Source organism: Bacillus sp. TH25 (genome assembly GCF_016650935.1).
Taxonomy (GTDB): Bacteria; Bacillota; Bacilli; order Bacillales; family Bacillaceae_G; genus Bacillus_A; species Bacillus_A mycoides.
The window spans coordinates 631766-650209 of the sequence record NZ_JAEKEU010000036.1 but is presented as its reverse complement, the minus strand read 5'-3'; the positions used below and the strand labels follow the sequence as shown (position 1 = coordinate 650209).

The 18444-nt window shown below is 35.8% G+C and carries 16 protein-coding genes and 2 tRNA genes; all 18 read right to left on the bottom strand.

Features of this window, described 5'->3' with window-relative positions; genetic code table 11:
• Positions 1 to 20: 20 nt before the first annotated feature.
• The 18 genes from hpt to glmU all read right to left on the bottom strand — a co-directional run bounded on the left by hpt (position 21) and on the right by glmU (position 18377).
• Positions 21 to 563, bottom strand: coding sequence for a hypoxanthine phosphoribosyltransferase (gene hpt, locus JFT89_RS18950; RefSeq protein ID WP_002124550.1), 543 nt, complete (start codon positions 561 to 563; stop codon positions 21 to 23).
• Positions 560 to 1990 carry a tRNA lysidine(34) synthetase TilS gene (gene tilS, locus JFT89_RS18945; protein ID WP_002107305.1) on the bottom strand — a complete coding sequence of 477 codons (1431 nt, stop codon included), beginning with the start codon at positions 1988 to 1990 and terminating at the stop codon, positions 560 to 562. Before tilS ends, hpt begins: the two co-directional genes overlap by 4 nt.
• Before the next feature lie 203 nt (positions 1991 to 2193).
• The gene (gene spoIIE, locus JFT89_RS18940) at positions 2194 to 4665 is read right to left on the bottom strand and encodes a stage II sporulation protein E (RefSeq protein WP_002091571.1); all 2472 of its coding nucleotides are present in this window, start codon (positions 4663 to 4665) and stop codon (positions 2194 to 2196) included.
• A gap of 261 nt (positions 4666 to 4926) precedes the next feature.
• Positions 4927 to 4998 (bottom strand) — tRNA-Glu (locus JFT89_RS18935).
• 13 nt (positions 4999 to 5011) lie between these two features.
• Positions 5012 to 5085 (bottom strand) — tRNA-Met (locus JFT89_RS18930).
• 159 nt (positions 5086 to 5244) lie between these two features.
• Entirely contained in the window at positions 5245 to 5733 is a 489-nt protein-coding gene (locus tag JFT89_RS18925) for a S1 domain-containing RNA-binding protein (RefSeq protein ID WP_002063394.1), read from the bottom strand.
• Between the two features lie 87 nt (positions 5734 to 5820).
• Positions 5821 to 6180 (bottom strand): cell division protein DivIC, encoded by a 360-nt coding sequence (gene divIC / locus JFT89_RS18920; protein WP_002124547.1) that lies wholly within the window; start codon positions 6178 to 6180, stop codon positions 5821 to 5823.
• Positions 6177 to 6830, bottom strand: coding sequence for a spore cortex biosynthesis protein YabQ (gene yabQ, locus JFT89_RS18915; RefSeq protein ID WP_002091573.1), 654 nt, complete (start codon positions 6828 to 6830; stop codon positions 6177 to 6179). Before yabQ ends, divIC begins: the two co-directional genes overlap by 4 nt.
• Positions 6827 to 7135 (bottom strand): sporulation protein YabP, encoded by a 309-nt coding sequence (gene yabP / locus JFT89_RS18910; RefSeq protein ID WP_001059101.1) that lies wholly within the window; start codon positions 7133 to 7135, stop codon positions 6827 to 6829. The genes yabQ and yabP overlap by 4 nt, the downstream gene beginning before the upstream one ends.
• A gap of 58 nt (positions 7136 to 7193) precedes the next feature.
• On the bottom strand, positions 7194 to 7469 hold the full coding sequence (locus JFT89_RS18905) for an RNA-binding S4 domain-containing protein (protein WP_002009677.1): 276 nt from the start codon (positions 7467 to 7469) through the stop codon (positions 7194 to 7196).
• A gap of 14 nt (positions 7470 to 7483) precedes the next feature.
• Positions 7484 to 8944 carry a bifunctional methyltransferase/pyrophosphohydrolase YabN gene (yabN, locus tag JFT89_RS18900; protein WP_002063393.1) on the bottom strand — a complete coding sequence of 487 codons (1461 nt, stop codon included), beginning with the start codon at positions 8942 to 8944 and terminating at the stop codon, positions 7484 to 7486.
• Between the two features lie 12 nt (positions 8945 to 8956).
• The gene (locus tag JFT89_RS18895; protein ID WP_002063391.1) at positions 8957 to 10558 is read right to left on the bottom strand and encodes a putative polysaccharide biosynthesis protein; all 1602 of its coding nucleotides are present in this window, start codon (positions 10556 to 10558) and stop codon (positions 8957 to 8959) included.
• Between the two features lie 231 nt (positions 10559 to 10789).
• On the bottom strand, positions 10790 to 11326 hold the full coding sequence (gene spoVT / locus JFT89_RS18890) for a stage V sporulation protein T (protein ID WP_002009670.1): 537 nt from the start codon (positions 11324 to 11326) through the stop codon (positions 10790 to 10792).
• A 135-nt stretch (positions 11327 to 11461) separates the two neighbouring features.
• Positions 11462 to 14992, bottom strand: a complete 3531-nt coding sequence (gene mfd, locus JFT89_RS18885) for a transcription-repair coupling factor (RefSeq protein ID WP_002063390.1) — start codon at positions 14990 to 14992, stop codon at positions 11462 to 11464.
• A 105-nt stretch (positions 14993 to 15097) separates the two neighbouring features.
• Positions 15098 to 15322 (bottom strand): anti-sigma-F factor Fin family protein, encoded by a 225-nt coding sequence (locus JFT89_RS18880; RefSeq protein WP_002091576.1) that lies wholly within the window; start codon positions 15320 to 15322, stop codon positions 15098 to 15100.
• 70 nt (positions 15323 to 15392) lie between these two features.
• Positions 15393 to 15953, bottom strand: a complete 561-nt coding sequence (gene pth, locus JFT89_RS18875) for an aminoacyl-tRNA hydrolase (protein ID WP_087943057.1) — start codon at positions 15951 to 15953, stop codon at positions 15393 to 15395.
• A 72-nt stretch (positions 15954 to 16025) separates the two neighbouring features.
• A complete protein-coding gene (locus tag JFT89_RS18870) occupies positions 16026 to 16979 on the bottom strand; it encodes a ribose-phosphate diphosphokinase (protein WP_002091580.1) in 954 nt (317 codons plus the stop codon).
• Positions 16980 to 16997: 18 nt separating this feature from the next.
• On the bottom strand, positions 16998 to 18377 hold the full coding sequence (gene glmU / locus JFT89_RS18865; RefSeq protein WP_002091584.1) for a bifunctional UDP-N-acetylglucosamine diphosphorylase/glucosamine-1-phosphate N-acetyltransferase GlmU: 1380 nt from the start codon (positions 18375 to 18377) through the stop codon (positions 16998 to 17000).
• Positions 18378 to 18444 lie beyond the last annotated feature (67 nt).

Below are 18444 nucleotides of genomic sequence, written 5' to 3'. Positions count from 1 at the left end.
ATTGTAACGCCTATATTTAATTAATTTGAGTAAACACTTGGTTTTAATACTCCTACATAAGGAAGATTACGGTACTGCTCTTTATAATCTAATCCATATCCTACAACAAATTCATGAGGAACAGTAAATCCAACATAATCTGCTTTCAGATCAACCTTACGGCCTGTTGGCTTATCTAATAAAGTAACAATTTTTACAGATTTCGCTTTACGATATTTAAACAGGTCCACTAAATAGCTTAGTGTAAGACCGCTATCAATAATATCTTCAACGATTAAAATATCGCGACCTTCTACCGAAGTATCAAGATCTTTTAAGATTTTTACTTCGCCTGTCGAAACTGTAGAGTGACCGTAGCTAGATACAGCCATAAAATCCATTTCAAGATATGTATCTGTTCTCTTTAATAAATCTGCCATAAATGGCATTGCACCCTTTAGTACACCAATCGCAAGAGGTACTGTATTTTTGTAATCCTCTGCAATAACTGCACCTAGTTCGTGCACCTTTTCTTGTATTTGTTCTTCAGAAATTAATACTTTTTCGATATCTTGATTCATCATTTCATTATCCTCCCGGAAGACTCCTTGCTTTTGTAGTGAATAATCATGTATTTACCCTTCTTTGCTAGCTCTTTCGAAGTAGCAAACGCAGATCGTTTCAACAAGGGTACCCAAATAATATTTCCACTTGCGTCACAAACGATCGGCCATTCTTCTCTTTTTTCTTTTGGTACTTTCGCTTCGATAAAAACAGCTTTTATCTTTTTTGTACCATCCATACCTTGCATTGACATGCGATCTCCATTTTCCCTAGACCGAATACGAAGTGGATACGATATATCATTATACTTAGCAACAAATACTGTTTCATTCATGTTACTCGGTATATCTTCGCTCACCTCTGTTACAAGTTTATCCCCATTCGGCAATATAATTGTCCCAGGTACTGATAAATCTTGCGAAAAAGGAGAAACAATTTCTTGTTTAAATCCAAAACCACATTCTTCGTATGTGCGAACAATTTTCAAACCACCTGGAAAATCTAGTGAACCTGAAGGTTGTGCCCGCTTAAAAAATTCAATCACCTTGTCAATATGTATAGAAGAAAGCGAAGATGGAATCTTATATTCATAAAGATAGTTTAATATTAGTTGAATCCCTCTTCTTTGTAAAGGCATAGACATGGATTCAAAGGCAGGAATTGATAAGCTAATTTGTTTATCGCTTTTTTTTGTAATTACTTTATTCATTTTCTCAAAAGCTAATTCCTGCAAATAAGCCTCATCCTCTTGCATCTGCACGCTAAATTTTTGAAATTTCTCATGCATTTGTGGATTTTCTTCTTTCAAATAAGGAAGGACATATTTACGTAATCGATTCCTTGTATATACTTCTTTTTTATTACTCGGATCTATACGCGGAATAACTTTTAATTTATTACAGTAATCAACAATTTCTTCCTTAGTTACCCCAAGTAACGGCCTAATTAAATATCCATTATGAAAAGATCGCTTCACTGCAATTCCTGCGTATCCTTTCGGAGTACTCCCTCGTACAAGGCGCATTAAAATCGTCTCTACTTGATCATCTCCATGGTGACCAAGAGCTACATATCTCGCATCATATTTCTTCATTATTCTTTCCAAAAATGCATATCTGCATTCTCTAGCTGCAACTTGTGCATTCATTCCATATTGCTGTTGATATTGCGACACATTAATCCTTAGCGTTTCACAAATAACTCCTAGCTCTTTGCAAAGACCCTGTACAAACTGTAAATCCTCATAAGATTCATTACCTCTAAACATATGGTCCACATGTGCTACTACAATTTCTAGCTGTTTTTCTGCCCTTTTTTCTAACAAATAATATAAAAGAGCCAAAGAGTCAGGACCACCAGAAACCCCTACAACAATTGTTGAATGTTTCTTTAATACATCATGCTGCTTTACAAAGTCATCTACTTTTTCAACAAATGCATCTTTCAACTTCGCAATCACCTTTCATTAAACAAGAACAACAACATTAGTTACCTTGTATATAATGGTACAACTTTTACAAACATTGTGCAAAAAAAAGATGTACAAAATCCATATTTTTATCTTACATCCCTCCTGTATATTTAACAAAGTAATCACATTACCTTTTTAATCAAAAAAACCTAGGCATCTACCTAGGTTTTTTGATTATTTTATTGCGCCTGCATTCCTACTATTGGAATCGTAGCCCACTTCGGCATATTTTTCTTTACTTTCGCCACCACAATAGTCATATCATCATTTATATAACCATCACCAGAGCGAATTACTTCTTCCATAATAATATCAGCGATTTCCTGTGGGTCCTCTGTTTGTAGTTCTTTAATTTTACGTTTTATCCATAATTCGTGATTCTCCACATGTTGCGCTCCCTCAAAGATGCCGTCACTCATCATGATAAGAAGATCACCCGTTTTTAATTGCTCACCAACCACATCAACTTCAACATCTTCAATGATTCCCATCGGTAAATTACTTGCCTCAATTTTCAAAATATTATTTCCGCGTTTAACAAAACTCGGCGTCGATCCAATCTTTAAAAACTTCGCACTCGCATCCCGTAAATCTACCATAGCCAAGTCAAGCGTTGTATACATCTCCTCTGTCGTCCTTAAAGAAAGAATCGAATTGATGGACTTAATCGCTATTTCTTCATCAATACCTGATTGAAGTATCTTTTGTAATAATTTTACCGTTTCCCTACTCTCCATATGAGCCCTTTGTCCATTTCCCATACCATCACTAATCGCAAGTGCATATTTACCAACGCTCAAATCCATCATCGCGTAGGAATCACCTGAAATAAACCCACCACCTTTTGCAGCTGTGGCCAATCCTGTATCAAGAGAATACGTCTTCGCTGAACCAAATGATATTAAACTGTGCCCATTTGGATATGAGGATTTCTCTTCATGCTTAACGACGATATTCTCTTTTAAAATATCTGAAAGCATTGGAGCAACCAACTTCTCACATTCCCCATGTTCATTAGATGCAGCCGGAATCAACATTTCAATATCAATACTTCCTCTATCTAAACAATAAATATCAACATGCTCCACTTCGACACCAAAATCACGAAACGCTTGTAAAATTTGCTCCTCCTGCGCTTGATGGTTCTCTCTTTCTCGTTGTATCTCCTTAGCGAAATCCTCCATCACTTTTGATACACCTAGTAATTGCTCCGCTACAATTCTACGATTTTCCTTCATTTGTTTTCTTAATTTCTGCCCCTCATAGAAGTGATCTAATTCACCCGCTACTAAATCCGTTACTTTCTTCCCTCTCACACAATGCTTGTCCCATTCACGAACTAACTTCCGATTATGCTGCAGCGTTCCTTCTTCTGTTTCACTCATTATTTGTTTCATATAATCGTATGTTTTATCAAAATTAACTACCCAACATTGATCCTTCTTAAAGCATGTTTGACATGTTTTTGCAGTAATTGTACTTAAAAATAAATCAGCTTCTGTTTCTTTATCTTCCTCCTCCACATACCCGTATACAGAAAAGCTATTAGACAAAGCAGCAAATACATTAGCAAATTGATTGATTTTGTTTGCTGTAACATCGCGCACTCTTCTTAAATATTGTTGTTGATCCTGTGAATGTTCCTGTGTACCCGGCATAAATTTAGCAATACGATCCATAACAAGCTTCGGTGTTAATAAGAAGAAAACAATCGCTACACCAGATTCAATTAAAGTTGTTACAATACTTGTTTGCTTGTCTACATATAATGTAATTAAGCTTGTACCAATTAATAAACCTAAACTAACTCCTATACGCTTCCCTTCTTTTAACAATCCCCCAAGCAATCCTGAAAAGGCAAGGAGACTAAGTTGAGACAAGCTCGCCACATTCGCTAAACTTAATATTAACCCAGTGACAACTCCTACCGTGGACCCTGTAGCTGCCCCTGCAATAAAGGCAAATACTAATACTAAATATCTAGTGAAAATATGTTGAATAGAAGCATCATAAACAAACCAATCCGTTGTGCCCGTTAAAACAGATGCTAGTAATATAATTAAACAAACAATTTCTTCTGTTTCTAACGCTTGTTGCTTCCCTTTCCTTTCCACTAAAAGCGGAACACTTTGTAAAAATATCATCGTTAATACGAAGCTAAGCCCCGCTTCGATCGTACTGACGAGCAGGTCATACATGGTGACGGTTTGCTGTGCAAAATATACAACAACTAAATGTGCGGTTAATGCGGAGATAAATACTTGGAATGGTACAAGTCCAACAGTTTTACGTGTAAACCGACTAAAGAAGATATTATAAATAAAGAAGGTAAAGATAGATGCAAAAGTAAAAAATAAATTATCTATTGAAACTGAAAGTGCTCCCCCCATTAGGGCTAAGAACGCGAGCGGCATTTTATCTCGCTTCATAACATAAACAGCAGCAAAAAATGGCAATGCAAACGGTAAAATGTTTGTTAATATATATGCTCGTCCCAAAAGAAAACCAATAACAGCAATAATGAATCCCCATCTAAAGAAAACTTTTTCAAACTTCATTCGCAACTTACTCGTCCACTTTATTGTTCCAAGCTGACTTTCATTCATCGCCAATGCACTTGTATTCATAGTATTCCTTCCTGCTTTAGGCATATTTTTAACACCACCTGCATAGTTTAATTACTGTTATTATAAAAGATGATTATTGGTTTTTTTGTCAAAACAACAGTTTTGACTTTTATAATCGTTCGACTTTTTATTCGAAATAAATCTACATATATACATAGTATTTAATTTATTTAAAGCGAGTTGAAAGAATGTTCAGAAAATATAGGGTGATTTTGTAGAAGTATTGTACGTCTTAATTTATATTTAACAAAAAAAGATCATGCAAATTTGCATGATCTTTTTAGATGACCCGTACGGGATTCGAACCCGTGTTACCGCCGTGAAAGGGCGGTGTCTTAACCACTTGACCAACGGGCCGTTAAATTAAATATAGCGGCGGAGGGGATCGAACCCCCGACCTCACGGGTATGAACCGTACGCTCTAGCCAGCTGAGCTACACCGCCATGTCGTCGTATTTAACGGACAATTAGTATCTTACATCAGATACGTTTTAAAGTCAACACATCTCAAAAACTTTTTTAAAAATATATTCTCTCACATAAAAAAGTACCCGAGTAATTACTCTGGGTACCTCTCTATATGTTAAGAATTAAACGGACTTATTATCCGCGACGTGCGCCACGGCCACCACGTTTAGATTCTGTGTTACGCTTTAAAGAAGTTAAACGATCTTCACTATCTTTTAAAAAGCGTGCCATCTTTTGCTCAAATGTTTCTTTTGGAGCTCGTTCGTTACCGCCACCGCGGTTATCTCTGTTGGAAGAACGATTATTATTACGTTGTGGACGTCCAGAACGTTGTTGATCACCACCACGTTGGTATTCACCACGTGGACGATCTCCTTCTGTTTTTTCACGTTCTTTCGCTTTCTTAATAGATAGGCCAATTTTGCCATCTTTTTCAACATTGATAACTTTTACTTCTACTTGGTCGCCTACTTTTAAGTGATCGTTAATATCTTTCACATAATTATCAGCAACTTCACTAATATGAACAAGACCTGTTAAGCCTTCTGGCAGCTCCACAAAAGCCCCAAAATTTGTAATACCTGTTACTTTACCCTGTAACTTGCTGCCTACCTCGATTGACATAAAAAAAATGCTCCTCCTTAGTGGTTAAAAAGTCAAATTTTACTTTATTATATATAATCCTAAAATGTAGTGTCAATAAGACATACTCTACTTAGAAACAGGAAAAATTATCTCCCCTTTTCCGGAGAAGAAATAATCCCTTCTAGCAATCTTTAAAACGTACTCTTCATCATTCAACTTTTGAACTTCATCTTTTAGATTCTTTTCTTTTTTCGTTAATGAATCCAGTTCTTTTTTCATGTCCTTAACTTTTGCTTCTTTTGCTTTAATGGAACTGTTTTGTTGATAAAACGTCACACTAATACTAGCAATAATTGTAAAAGCAAAGACAAGAAAAACCGCTAAACGGCGATAAAGTCGCTTCCTGTTCTCATCCGTTTGTATTATATGTTCTTTAACAGGATTTGGACTCTGTTTTTCGATTGTTCTTTGTCTCAGTTCCCTCATTTCCGAGGTCCCCCTAACTTCTTTTTTATACGCACCCATAATTGGAAGATATGTCCCTTCAATTTTGCTACATATTGCAGGAACCCTACATGCTTCATTATAAAAAGTTTAACACGATTAGGGAGAAGTTTCCATATGAGCGAAGCAATAAACCGAACAGGCGAGAAAAAAACTTTCCATATGAAAAGTAATATCCAAATCACCATTTTCCATAACACATGTCCAATTGAAAGCAGTATACGAAATAAGAATAATATAAATGCAATAAATAGCTGTGCTATAATAATAACAGGTTTTATCATGAGTAGCTGTATAATTCGAACAAAAAATTGTGTTGTTTGTACAAAAATATAGATGAGAAAATTTAACATCTTCATGTATAGTGCTTTCAATAAGCTTTGATATGCTGCAAAACCACATAGTAACGCCAAAAATACATATATACGTAGTTCGGCTTCATTTACACGCAGTAATACATAAAAAACGAATAATGCTTGGACAATCCAAAATAGTATATCATGTATAAATACAAGCCAACGTTTACGCTCTTGGCGTTTTAAAAACCGTTGGTATGTATCTAAAGAAGCACCAATCCAAGCACCCATTCCAATCATCGAAAGCATTGTATACAACTGAATTGTTAGGCTCATTTAAACAGCTTACTAAAGAAGCCTTTAGTTTTCTCCCCTTGGTTCTCATCAATATACAGCATTTCATGAACTTTCCCTTTAATTGATACAACACCCTTTTCTACATCTAAATTCTTCATTTGCAAATTTTGACCACGAATTGTTAAAAAACCCATTACAGTCTCGAGTAAAAACTCTTCGCTATCAAAACTCTCTACTTGCTTTACACCAGTAATATCGATTACACGCCTGCCACGCATGATAATATCATGCTCTACAGAAACATTTTGTTGATTAGAAGACATAGGTGAGTAACCATTATTCACGAAAATCCCCCCATAGCTTTATACTAGCTAATAGTAATGTATGAAGGGCTAACCTATTTTAGAACAAGCCTTCTTCCGCTTTCACTTTTTCCTCACGAACGAGACTATACATGTTTGCTGCATCTTCTTTTTTAGTTGTTTCTTTCAATTCATTTACTTTCACAGTTACTATTTTTTGCCCGAAACGAATTGTTAATTCATCCTCTACCTTCACATCTGAACTCGCTTTTGCCACTTGGCCATTAATCGAAATTCTTCCTTGGTCAGACACTTCTTTTGCTAATGTTCTTCTTTTAATTAAACGTGATACTTTTAAAAATTTATCTAGACGCATATCAAATCCCCCTATTAACGCTCTGTTTGTTTTGCCTCTTCCCATAAAATATCTAACTGTTCTAATGATAAATCTTGCATTTCCTTATTCATTTCAGCTACTTTTGCTTCCATGTATAAAAAGCGAGCCATAAATTTCTCATTAGTTGAACGTAACGCTTCTTCTGGATCTAATTTATAATGACGAGCTATATTAACAAATGCAAATAGTAAATCACCAAATTCACCTAGCATCTTTTTCTCATCCATGTTTACAACTTCTTGTTGGAATTCTTGCCATTCTTCTAAGGCCTTCTCTATCATCGGCTGCACATCAACCCAATCAAATCCAACCTTTCCAGCTTTCTTCTGAATTTCATAAGCACGCATTAGTTGTGGCAAGCTTTTTGGAATACCCGCTAAAACAGATTCTTTCACGAATCCCTTTTCTTGTTTTTTAATTTCTTCCCAATTTGCAATCACTTCATCAGCATTATTTACATCCGTATCCCCAAACACATGCGGATGACGACGAACCATTTTCTCAGCTAAAGTCCGAATAATGTCATCTATAGAGAACCAACCTTCATCCTCTCCAATTTGGGCATGAAGCATAACTTGTAATAATATATCACCTAGTTCTTCTACTAAATGATCATCATCCTCTTCATCAATTGCTTCTAGCACTTCATACGCTTCTTCAATTAAGTATTTCTTTAAAGATTGATGAGTTTGCTTTTTATCCCATGGGCAACCATTCGGTCCACGAAGATCAGCAATAATTGCTCTAAGTACATCAAACTGCTGATATAAGGACGCACGTTCCTTAACTGGCGGTACATACACACTCGTTAAATTATTTAATTCTGTTTCGTGATCTAACATGTATAACGATACCTTTTTCACTTGCTCGAATGAAGTCCCTGCAGCTGTTACGATATACACTTCGTAATCATCTGGCAAAATCTCCATTAACGTTAGCTTCACATCTGAAGCAACGAATGCATCATACACTTGGCAAAAGATTAAATGTTGACGTAATTCTAATTGCCCTCTTTCAAATGATGTAGCATCAATTAATTGGAACCCTTCAATCGGATCAATTTTTAGACTTGCAAACATCGGATCAAGGAAACTTTGTCCACCTTCAATTCGCACTTCAATATTTGCTGCTTCTCCTTTTTCCAAAAGTAGCTGAACTGTTCTTTCTGCTACAAGCGGATGACCTGGAACAGCATAAATAATTTCTGCGCCTTTAGCTTGTTCTAGCAATGTATTCGCAATTGTTTCATATACGATTTCAAATGTATCATGTGCCTCATATACATTATCAAAGGCCGTATACTTTATAGCTTCTTTCTCCAATTCTTCTATAACTGGGTGTTCCTTCGTTCTAACAAACATATGGTCTGCTTCTTTTATCTTTCGATATACACCCATCGTTAACTGATCTAACTCACCAGCACCTAATCCTAAAATAGTAATGATTCCACTCACAAACAGTCACCTCTATCCACTCTTCTTCAATGAACCTTCTTTTTTCTCTTGTTTCATAACGGTTCCTAATTCTTCTTTTGTAAATACACGTAATTTTAAAATTAAAAACATATATGCTAATCCACCGATAGCTACACCTAACAGCGCTTCAAGCGTCGCAATTCCTCTATGTCCTGTATCAATTACTAATCCGGACATTCGCAACATACGCATAAAGATTATTAATACAAACCCCATACCGATACCACTAATAGCTACACCTAACATATTCCGCCTATCAATAAGCGGCTCCGATACAGCTCGCATAAGTAACACACTATTTAGCAAGGCAATTACAATAAGCGCAACTAAAGTTGCAATTGCAGCTCCCTTTACACCAAAATACGGCATTAATATATAGTTTAAAACTAACTTCAAACAACCTCCAAATACAACGAATATTGCTGGTTTTAATGTTTGTCCCACTCCTTGCAAAATGGAAGCAGTTGTAATTGACAATGAACTAAATAAAATAGATAAAGATAAAATCGATAACACATCTGATCCATCACTATTTTCAAACAACATAATATTTGTAGGTTGAATAATACAAGTTAATCCAATAGCAGCTGCAAATCCAATAACAAATGTTATTTTCATTGCTAACTTTACCTTTTCTTGAATAAATGAAAGATCTCCTCTTTCTTTCGCCGCTGTAATAATAGGAATAAGTGACAATGAGAAAGAAGTTGTCACAACAGTACCTAATTGCATAAGCGGGATACTTCTATCATAAACACCTTTTAGTACCTTTGCATTTTCAACTTGCTCTCCCGCACGAATAAGCAAAGTATACAAGGAAATAGAATCCGCCATTTGTATAAAAATAAGGACTAAATTACTAACACAAATCGCTAATCCCTGCCAAAAAAGGATTCGAACAATCCTTTTTTTATTTCTAATTTCCTTCCATCTTTTGAAGAAAATAGCATGGAAATCATGACGCATATAAAGTAAAAGTATGATAATCCCAATAAGCCCGCCTGCAATTGAACCTAACATGGCACCCGCACCAACTGTATATAAATCAAATCCATGAGCAATAAGGAATAGTGATAAAAATACAATAATAGAAACACGAATCGTTTGTTCAATTACTTGCGAAACAGCCGTCGGCATCATATTATTGAATCCTTGAAAATATCCTCTCGCTACAGATAAAAATGGCATTAGTAGGAATGAAAACGAAATAACGCGTAATAATTTATCTAAATGTATATCGCCCATAGCCGATGCAATTGTTTTGGCCCCAAAGAATAATGTGAAAAATCCTATAAAGCCAATTCCTAATAAAAACCAAAAAGATACACAAATAATTTCTTCTGCTTCTTTTTGTTTTCCTCGTTCTAATCTTTCTGCGACCATTTTTGAAATAATAATGGGAAACCCATAAGTAGCTAAAATCAAACAAAATCCATAAAACGGATAAATTTGTTGGTAAATATAAAAACCAACATCACCCGCTATATTTTGATATGGAATACGGTAAAAGGCGCTTAATACCTTCGTAACAAAACTTGCGATTGTTAATATAATAGCCCCACGCCAAAAGGCTTGGTACTTCTTCGCTTCCATACAAGAAAACTCCTTTTTCTATTCTCACCCCTCGTATTATATCACAAAGAAAAACTGGCTCTCCTTCATATTCCTTACATTCACTGACTTCTTTCAACAGCAAAAATATTCAATGAAAAAAGGTAGCAAAGCGCTACCTTCGTTCAATATACTTATATCTCCAAATAGTTAATTTCTCAAATAGAAATATCATAATTAGGAAAGATTGCTACTTATAGAAATTACACTTCGCTACTGCTCCATTTGTTTCGCTAAAAAGCTTGCAGCTGTATTTACTGATTTATGCTCTACTTCACTTATAATAGCCTCTTTAGAGAAGATAACGACAGCTCCGATTGGATCTCCATTTGCAATAATCGAGCCAATTGTATAAGAGCTCACTTTTTCTGTTACTCCATCAATAATTGAAATTTCGCTTTCATCTGTCATAATTACAGACTTACGCTCTTCCATTGTCTTCTCAATTAAATCGCCAACACTTTTATTTAAGTATTCTTTTTTAGATGCGCCTGCTACTGCGATAATAGAATCACGATCGCATACAAGCACATTATGTCCTAAGCTATCGTATAAAGCTTCCGTATATTCCTTTGCAAAATTACCTAGTTCACTAATTGGAGAATATTTTTTCAAAATCACTTCTCCATCGCGATCAACAAATATTTCTAGTGGATCTCCCTCACGAATACGTAAAGTTCTACGAATTTCCTTCGGAATTACTACCCTGCCTAAATCATCAATTCGACGTACAATTCCAGTTGCTTTCATTCTAATGCTGCCTCACTTTCTACTGATGATCAAAGTGGTGAATTTACCTGTTCATGTAAAAATCACCAACTATTAAACATAGTATTTTACACATTAGTTCTTCTATGCACGTCGAATTGTATTTTTTATCTTATATTAGGCATTTATTACTTCTTTTTTTACATCTGGCAAGCCTTTTAATAAATTTTCAGCAATTGTTAACCATTTCGACGTCTCTAATCCATTCGTTTTCATCACAATTTTCAATTGTGACCCCTCCATACCAAGACCGATCATACGGCCAAAACTACTTCCTAGCATGAATAATTTTCCACCATCTATATTTTGGCTCGCTTGTTCAGAAAACAGGAATGTTACTTCAAATTTATTTTGCTTAATTAACTCAATTTGTTCTTTCATTGCCAACACTTTAATGTTTGCAATTTGTAATAAATAACCAACTTCTTGTGGATAATCACCAAATCTGTCGATCATCTCTTCCTGCAACTCTTCAATATCTTCAATTGCAGAAATACCTCTAAATTGTTTATACATCATAATTTTTTGTTTACTATCTGAAATGTACGCATCCGGTAAATATGCATCTACTTCTAAATCAATTTCAACATTAACGGTATTTTCAACTCCGTCTGTTCCTCTACGTTGCTCAATTGCATCTTTTAACATTTGAGAATATAGATCAAATCCGACAGAATCAATAAATCCATGTTGTTCTGCCCCTAACAAATTACCCGCACCACGAATTGATAAGTCTCTCATCGCAATTTTGAAACCAGATCCAAGCTCTGTAAACTCTTTAATTGCTTGCAGACGCCTCTCTGCAACTTCCGATAACACTTTATCACGTTTGTATGCAAAGTATGCATACGCGACGCGATTAGAACGCCCAACACGACCACGAAGCTGATACAACTGCGATAATCCCATACGATCTGCATCAAATACAATTAATGTATTTACATTCGGAATATCTACACCCGTCTCAATAATTGTTGTACTTACAAGAACATCATGCTGCCCTTCTAAAAACGATAGCATAACAGACTCTAATTCACCTTCATTCATTTTCCCATGTGCGTATGTTACACGAGCATCTGGAACTAACATCGAAATTTCATCTGCTTTTCTTTCAATATCCTCCACACGGTTATATAGGAAGTAAATTTGACCGCCTCTTGCCAACTCTCGCTCTATCGCTTCTCGCATTAACGCCGGATTATACTCTACTACATATGTTTGTACTGGGAAACGATTCTCTGGTGGTGTCTCAATAACAGATAAATCGCGCACACCAAGCATAGACATATGAAGTGTACGTGGAATCGGAGTTGCCGTTAATGTTAACACGTCAACATTTGCTTTCAATTGTTTAATTTTTTCTTTATGTGTAACGCCGAATCTTTGTTCTTCATCAATAATAAGAAGTCCTAAATCTTTATAAGTAACATCTTTAGATAAAATACGATGCGTTCCGATTACAATATCCACCGTTCCATCTTTTAAACCTTTAATCGTTTCATTTTGTTGTTTTCGTGTGCGGAATCTACTTAGTAACCCTATATTAATCGGATAATCTTGAAAACGCTCTCGAATTGTTTCATAGTGTTGTTGTGCAAGGATTGTTGTTGGTACTAAAATTGCAACTTGTTTTTCATCCATAATTGCTTTAAATGCCGCACGAATAGCTACTTCAGTCTTTCCATATCCTACGTCACCACAAAGAAGCCTATCCATCGGACGTCCGCGTTCCATATCTTTCTTAATCTCTTCAATAGAACGTAATTGATCCTCTGTCTCTTGATATGGGAATAAAGATTCAAACTCTTGTTGCTCTGCCGTATCTGGTGTATATGCATAACCTTTCGAAGCTTCACGCTCGGCATATAATTTAATTAGGTCATCTGCAATGTCTTGTACAGATTTTTCAACTTTCGTTTTGACCTTCTTCCAATCATTTCCGCCTAATTTATAAACTTTTGGTTCCTTACCTTCAGACCCTACGTATTTTTGCACTTGATCAATTTGTTCAATTGGAACGTATAACTTATCATTACCTTGATATTTAATATTTAAATAATCTTTATGAACACCATTAATCTCTAATGTCTCAATACCTAAAAATTTACCTATACCATGATTTACATGAACTACATGGTCTCCAACTTTTAATTCCGAATAACTTTTAATACGTTCAGCGTTAGATAACTTTTGCTTACGTTGTGATTTTTTAACCTTCTTATGAAAAAGCTCCTTTTCAGTAATGACAACAAACTTTTGCATCGGCATTTCAAAGCCTGCATGTAAATCACCTACAGCAATTTGTAACCTTCCAGGCAATAAGATATCTGTGGCCTCTACAATGTCTGCATCGATATCATAATCACTTAAAATATGTTGTAGTTTTTTTACACGTTCATCATCTGTTCCAAGTACAACGGTCGTAAAATTCCCTTCATTCCATCTATCAATTTCAGTTTTTAACAAATGCATCTGTCCGTGGAAATCTTGCATCGTTTTACATGTCACATTCACAATATTTTGAGGATGTGTGTGTGCTATATGGCGTAGGAATAACGTTAAATATACAAAACTTCTTTTTTTATTATGAAGAAACTCCTCAAACGAGTGGGAGAAAGATAAATCCTGAATAATTGTTCCTTCGCCAAGAAGTGAGATATACCATTCCGCTTCTTCTGTCTCAAGATGTGATGCTGTTTCTTGAATACGGGAAATCTCATCTAAAATTACAACACCGTTCTCTGGTAAATAATCTATCAGACTAGCAGGTTCTTTATAGAAAATAGATAAATATTTAAACATCTGTTCTATACTCTGCCCGTTTTTCAACATTTCAATTTCATGACTAACCGTCTCAAGCACAGTAGTCTTTAATTTATCATCGGAAAGCTTTTGCATCGTCTTAGTCAAACCTTCTTCAAGATGCTTAATTCCCGATTTCAATTCTTCCTGTGAAAATAAAAACTCTGTTGCCGGACCAAACCGAACACTTTCCTTTTTATCTTGAGAGCGCTGTTCATCCACATCAAACAATCGAATAGAATCGACTTCTGTATCGAAGAATTCAATACGAAACGGTAATTCTTCCGTTAATGGGTAAATATCTAATATTCCCCCGCGTAAACTGAACTCTCCTGGAGCTTCTACCATTGACTTACGCTCGTAGCCAATATGATGTAAAGTATGCAAGAGTGCATCTAAATCAATCTCTTGCCCTAGATTGATTTCAATTTGCCTTTGCTTCCATAATTCTTTTATTGGTAAAAACCTACGCAGCCCTGCAACTGGCGCTACAATAATCCCATTCTCTCCTGCAGCTAAGCGATTTAACACTTCAATACGCTGTGCCTTCAATTCTGGACTTGCAACACCAACCTCCGATGCTATCAATTCATTTACCGGATATAGCCAAACATCTTTTTCACCAAGTAACGCCACTAAATCTTCATGTACTTTTTGTGCTTGGTATAAATTGTGCGTCACGATAAGTTGTGATTGCTTTGTCTTTTTATATAAAGCTGCCATTAATAATGAACGAGAGGATGTTGCCATACCCGATACAAGTTGTTCTTTCAACCCATCTTCTAGCCCATTAATAACCGATTGTATTTCTTCATTTTTATAAAATTGCTCTAATAAACCTATCATTTTCAAAACTCCTCTCAACATAAAGAGCAAGTTACTATATTTTATGCAAATATTTTGGAAAAAGAAAACAGAAAAATGCTTTGGACATGCCAAAGCGACAACATTTTATTGCAGAAATTTTTCATATTCATAATACTCAGGATAAGATGCGAGCGTTTCTTGACACGATTCACAAATCGTTTTTATATATATATTTCCATTCTCATGAAAATGAATCATATCCACTACTTCTTGCTCTGTTAGTTGAAACAAAACGTCGCTATATACTTTTTCTGCGATAATGGAGCCCACATTACTTCCACAATGTCTACAGTAATAATAACCTTCCATACTAGCCTCCTAAATATCCAATTGCTACTAGTATGGGATAAAACAAAATAAAATATTCCAGATTGTGCGCTTAACTATTAAAAGTATTCATGATTTGGAGAAAAGGTTTATTTAACCATTCCTCACATGCATCTGCTGCATTTTCAATGGATTGATTAACGCCAGATATTTCTTCAGATGTAAAACGTCCTAATACGTAATCCACTACTTTTATCCCATTTTTCGGACGATCGATTCCCATGCGGATACGTTGAAATTCTTGTGTTCCTAAATGTGAAATTGTTGATTTCACACCATTATGTCCACCCGCACTACCTTTCATGCGAAGGCGCAATTTACCTACAGGAATATCTAAATCATCGTACATAACAATGAAGTCCTCGACATCAATTTTATAATAATCCATGAGTGGACGGATACTTTCCCCAGATAAATTCATATATGTAAGTGGCTTTAGTAAGATTACTTTTTCCCCATTAACAAAGCCTGCGCCAAATACCCCTTTAAACTTTTGTTCATTCAAAGAAATACTCCAACGTTTTGCAAGTTCATCGATTGCCATAAATCCAATATTATGCCTTGTTAATTCATATTCTCTACCTGGGTTCCCAAGTCCTACTATTAATTTCATTCTTGTACCACTACTTTCTTTTTTCGATACGAAAAGACGTAACCAAGCTTGGTTACGTCTCATTCTATCCAATTAATTGAATAATACACTTACAGATTCTTCTTCGTATACACGAATGATTGCTTCTCCGATTAATGGAGCAACTGAAAGTTCATGTACTTTATCAATTTTCTTCTCTTCTGGTAATACGATAGAGTTCGTTACAACTAACTCTTTAATATTCGAATTTTGAATACGCTCAATTGCTGGACCAGATAGTACTGGGTGTGTACAGCAAGCATATACTTCAGAAGCACCGTTCTCAACAAGAGCGTTTGCCGCTAATGTAATTGTACCAGCTGTATCAATGATGTCATCAATTAAAATTGCTGTTTTGCCTTCGATGTTACCGATAATGTTCATTACCTCAGATACATTCGGACGAGGACGACGCTTATCAATAATAGCGATTGGCGCTTTTAGGCGATCCGCCATTTTTCTAGCACGCGTTACACCACCGTGATCAGGAGATACGATTACGATATCTTTAAGGCCTTTTGCTTCAAAGTAGTCTGAAAGAATCGGTACACCCATTAAGTGGTCGATCGGGATATCAAAGAATCCTTGAATTTGCGGAGCATGTAAATCTAGAGTGATTACACGAGTTGCACCTGCTGTTTCAAGCAAGTTTGCTACAAGTTTCGATGTAATTGGTTCACGAGAACGCGCTTTACGGTCTTGACGCGCATAACCATAGTAAGGAATAACAATATTAATTGTTTTTGCAGATGCACGTTTTAATGCATCAATCATAATAAGTAATTCCATGATATGTTCGTTTACTGGGAAGCTTGTAGATTGAATAATGAATACATCGCAACCACGGATACTTTCTTCAATGTTAATTTGAACTTCTCCATCACTAAAACGATCAACAGAACATTTTCCTAGTCCTACTCCAATATGCTTTGCGATTTGCTCAGCAAGTTCCTTATTAGAGTTTAAAGAGAATACTTTCAAATTAGAATTTAGATATTGAGTCGACATCTAGATTAACCCTCCACATTATGATTTTTTCTTATTCAGCAATTGATCAACATAGTCTTCTTTGTTAACTTGACGTGCACGTGCTACCGATAATGCTTTTGACGGAACATTCTCTGTTATTGTAGAGCCTGCTGCCACATAAGCACCATCTTCAACTGTTACAGGAGCAACAAGGTTTGAATTACATCCAATAAATACCCCGTTACCAATTACAGTTTTAAATTTATTCTTGCCGTCGTAGTTCACCGTAATTGAACCACAACCAAGATTCACGTCTTCTCCAACTTGTGCATCCCCGATATAACTTAAGTGTGAAGCTTTACTTCTATTACCAAAAACAGTTTTTTTGATTTCTACGAAGTTTCCAACGCGCACTTCATCTCCAATAACTGAATCTGGGCGAATATGTGCAAATGGACCAACCGATACTTCTGTACCAAGTTTGCTGTCATGTACAGTAGATTGACGAATTACCGTACGGTCTCCAATTTCACTATCGCGAATTACTGTATGCGGTCCAATTTCACAATCAGAACCAATTACAGTGTTCCCCTCAATAACCGTTCCTGGGTGAAGAACTGTATCACTACCAATAATTGCATCCGCAGAAATGTATGTGTTACTTGGATCAATAATTGTAACACCATTTACCATGTTCTTTCGGTTGATACGATTTTTCATAATAATTTCCGCTTGCGATAGAGCGACTCTGTCGTTAACACCTAACGTTTCATCGAAGTGCTCTGTTTGATAAGCTGATACAATATGACCTTCATTTTTTAAAATTTCAATAACGTCCGGAAGGTAATACTCGCCCTGTACATTATCATTTGAAACTTTAGAAAGTGAAGCAAATAAAGCTTTATTATCAAAGCAATACGTACCTGTATTGATTTCTTTAATAGCTAATTCTTTTTCATTTGCATCCTTATGCTCAACAATCTTTTCGACATGACCATTCTCATTACGAACGATACGGCCATATCCAGCAGGCTCTTCTATGTACGCTGTTAGTACCGTCGCCATTGCTCCCGCTTCTTCGTGTTGCTGAAGCAATGCTTCCATCGTTTCAGCAGTTATTAGAGGTGTATCACCACAAATAACTAAAGTTGTTCCTTCTTCATTTGCAAGTACACTTGCAGCTTGATCGACAGCATGAGCTGTACCAAGTTGTTCTGCTTGTAGTGCAAACTCGCTTACGTTTCCTAGCTGTTCTTGTACCTTTTCAGCACCATGTCCAACGACTGTTACAAGTTTCTGCAATCCTAATTGAGATACTTCATTGACTACATGTTGTACCATTGGTTTTCCACATACAGGATGCAGCACTTTGTATAGCTTGGACTTCATACGTGTGCCTTTACCTGCAGCTAGAATCACTGCAAATCTGTTTGACATATAGACCCTCCATCGCAACCTATTTATCCATTAACGATATTATCCTAAATCATCATATATTTCAAGA

What these genes read in the sequence shown, in the direction of transcription:
- hpt (WP_002124550.1), bottom strand. Translation starts at nt 563, where the DNA reads ATGATGAATCAAGATATCGAAAAAGTATTAATTTCTGAAGAACAAATA.
- spoIIE (WP_002091571.1), bottom strand. Translation starts at nt 4,665, where the DNA reads ATGCCTAAAGCAGGAAGGAATACTATGAATACAAGTGCATTGGCGATG.
- JFT89_RS18925 (WP_002063394.1), bottom strand. Translation starts at nt 5,733, where the DNA reads ATGTCAATCGAGGTAGGCAGCAAGTTACAGGGTAAAGTAACAGGTATT.
- divIC (WP_002124547.1), bottom strand. Translation starts at nt 6,180, where the DNA reads ATGAGGGAACTGAGACAAAGAACAATCGAAAAACAGAGTCCAAATCCT.
- yabQ (WP_002091573.1), bottom strand. Translation starts at nt 6,830, where the DNA reads ATGAGCCTAACAATTCAGTTGTATACAATGCTTTCGATGATTGGAATG.
- JFT89_RS18905 (WP_002009677.1), bottom strand. Translation starts at nt 7,469, where the DNA reads ATGCGTCTAGATAAATTTTTAAAAGTATCACGTTTAATTAAAAGAAGA.
- JFT89_RS18895 (WP_002063391.1), bottom strand. Translation starts at nt 10,558, where the DNA reads ATGGAAGCGAAGAAGTACCAAGCCTTTTGGCGTGGGGCTATTATATTA.
- spoVT (WP_002009670.1), bottom strand. Translation starts at nt 11,326, where the DNA reads ATGAAAGCAACTGGAATTGTACGTCGAATTGATGATTTAGGCAGGGTA.
- mfd (WP_002063390.1), bottom strand. Translation starts at nt 14,992, where the DNA reads ATGATAGGTTTATTAGAGCAATTTTATAAAAATGAAGAAATACAATCG.
- JFT89_RS18880 (WP_002091576.1), bottom strand. Translation starts at nt 15,322, where the DNA reads ATGGAAGGTTATTATTACTGTAGACATTGTGGAAGTAATGTGGGCTCC.
- pth (WP_087943057.1), bottom strand. Translation starts at nt 15,953, where the DNA reads ATGAAATTAATAGTAGGACTTGGGAACCCAGGTAGAGAATATGAATTA.
- JFT89_RS18870 (WP_002091580.1), bottom strand. Translation starts at nt 16,979, where the DNA reads ATGTCGACTCAATATCTAAATTCTAATTTGAAAGTATTCTCTTTAAAC.
- glmU (WP_002091584.1), bottom strand. Translation starts at nt 18,377, where the DNA reads ATGTCAAACAGATTTGCAGTGATTCTAGCTGCAGGTAAAGGCACACGT.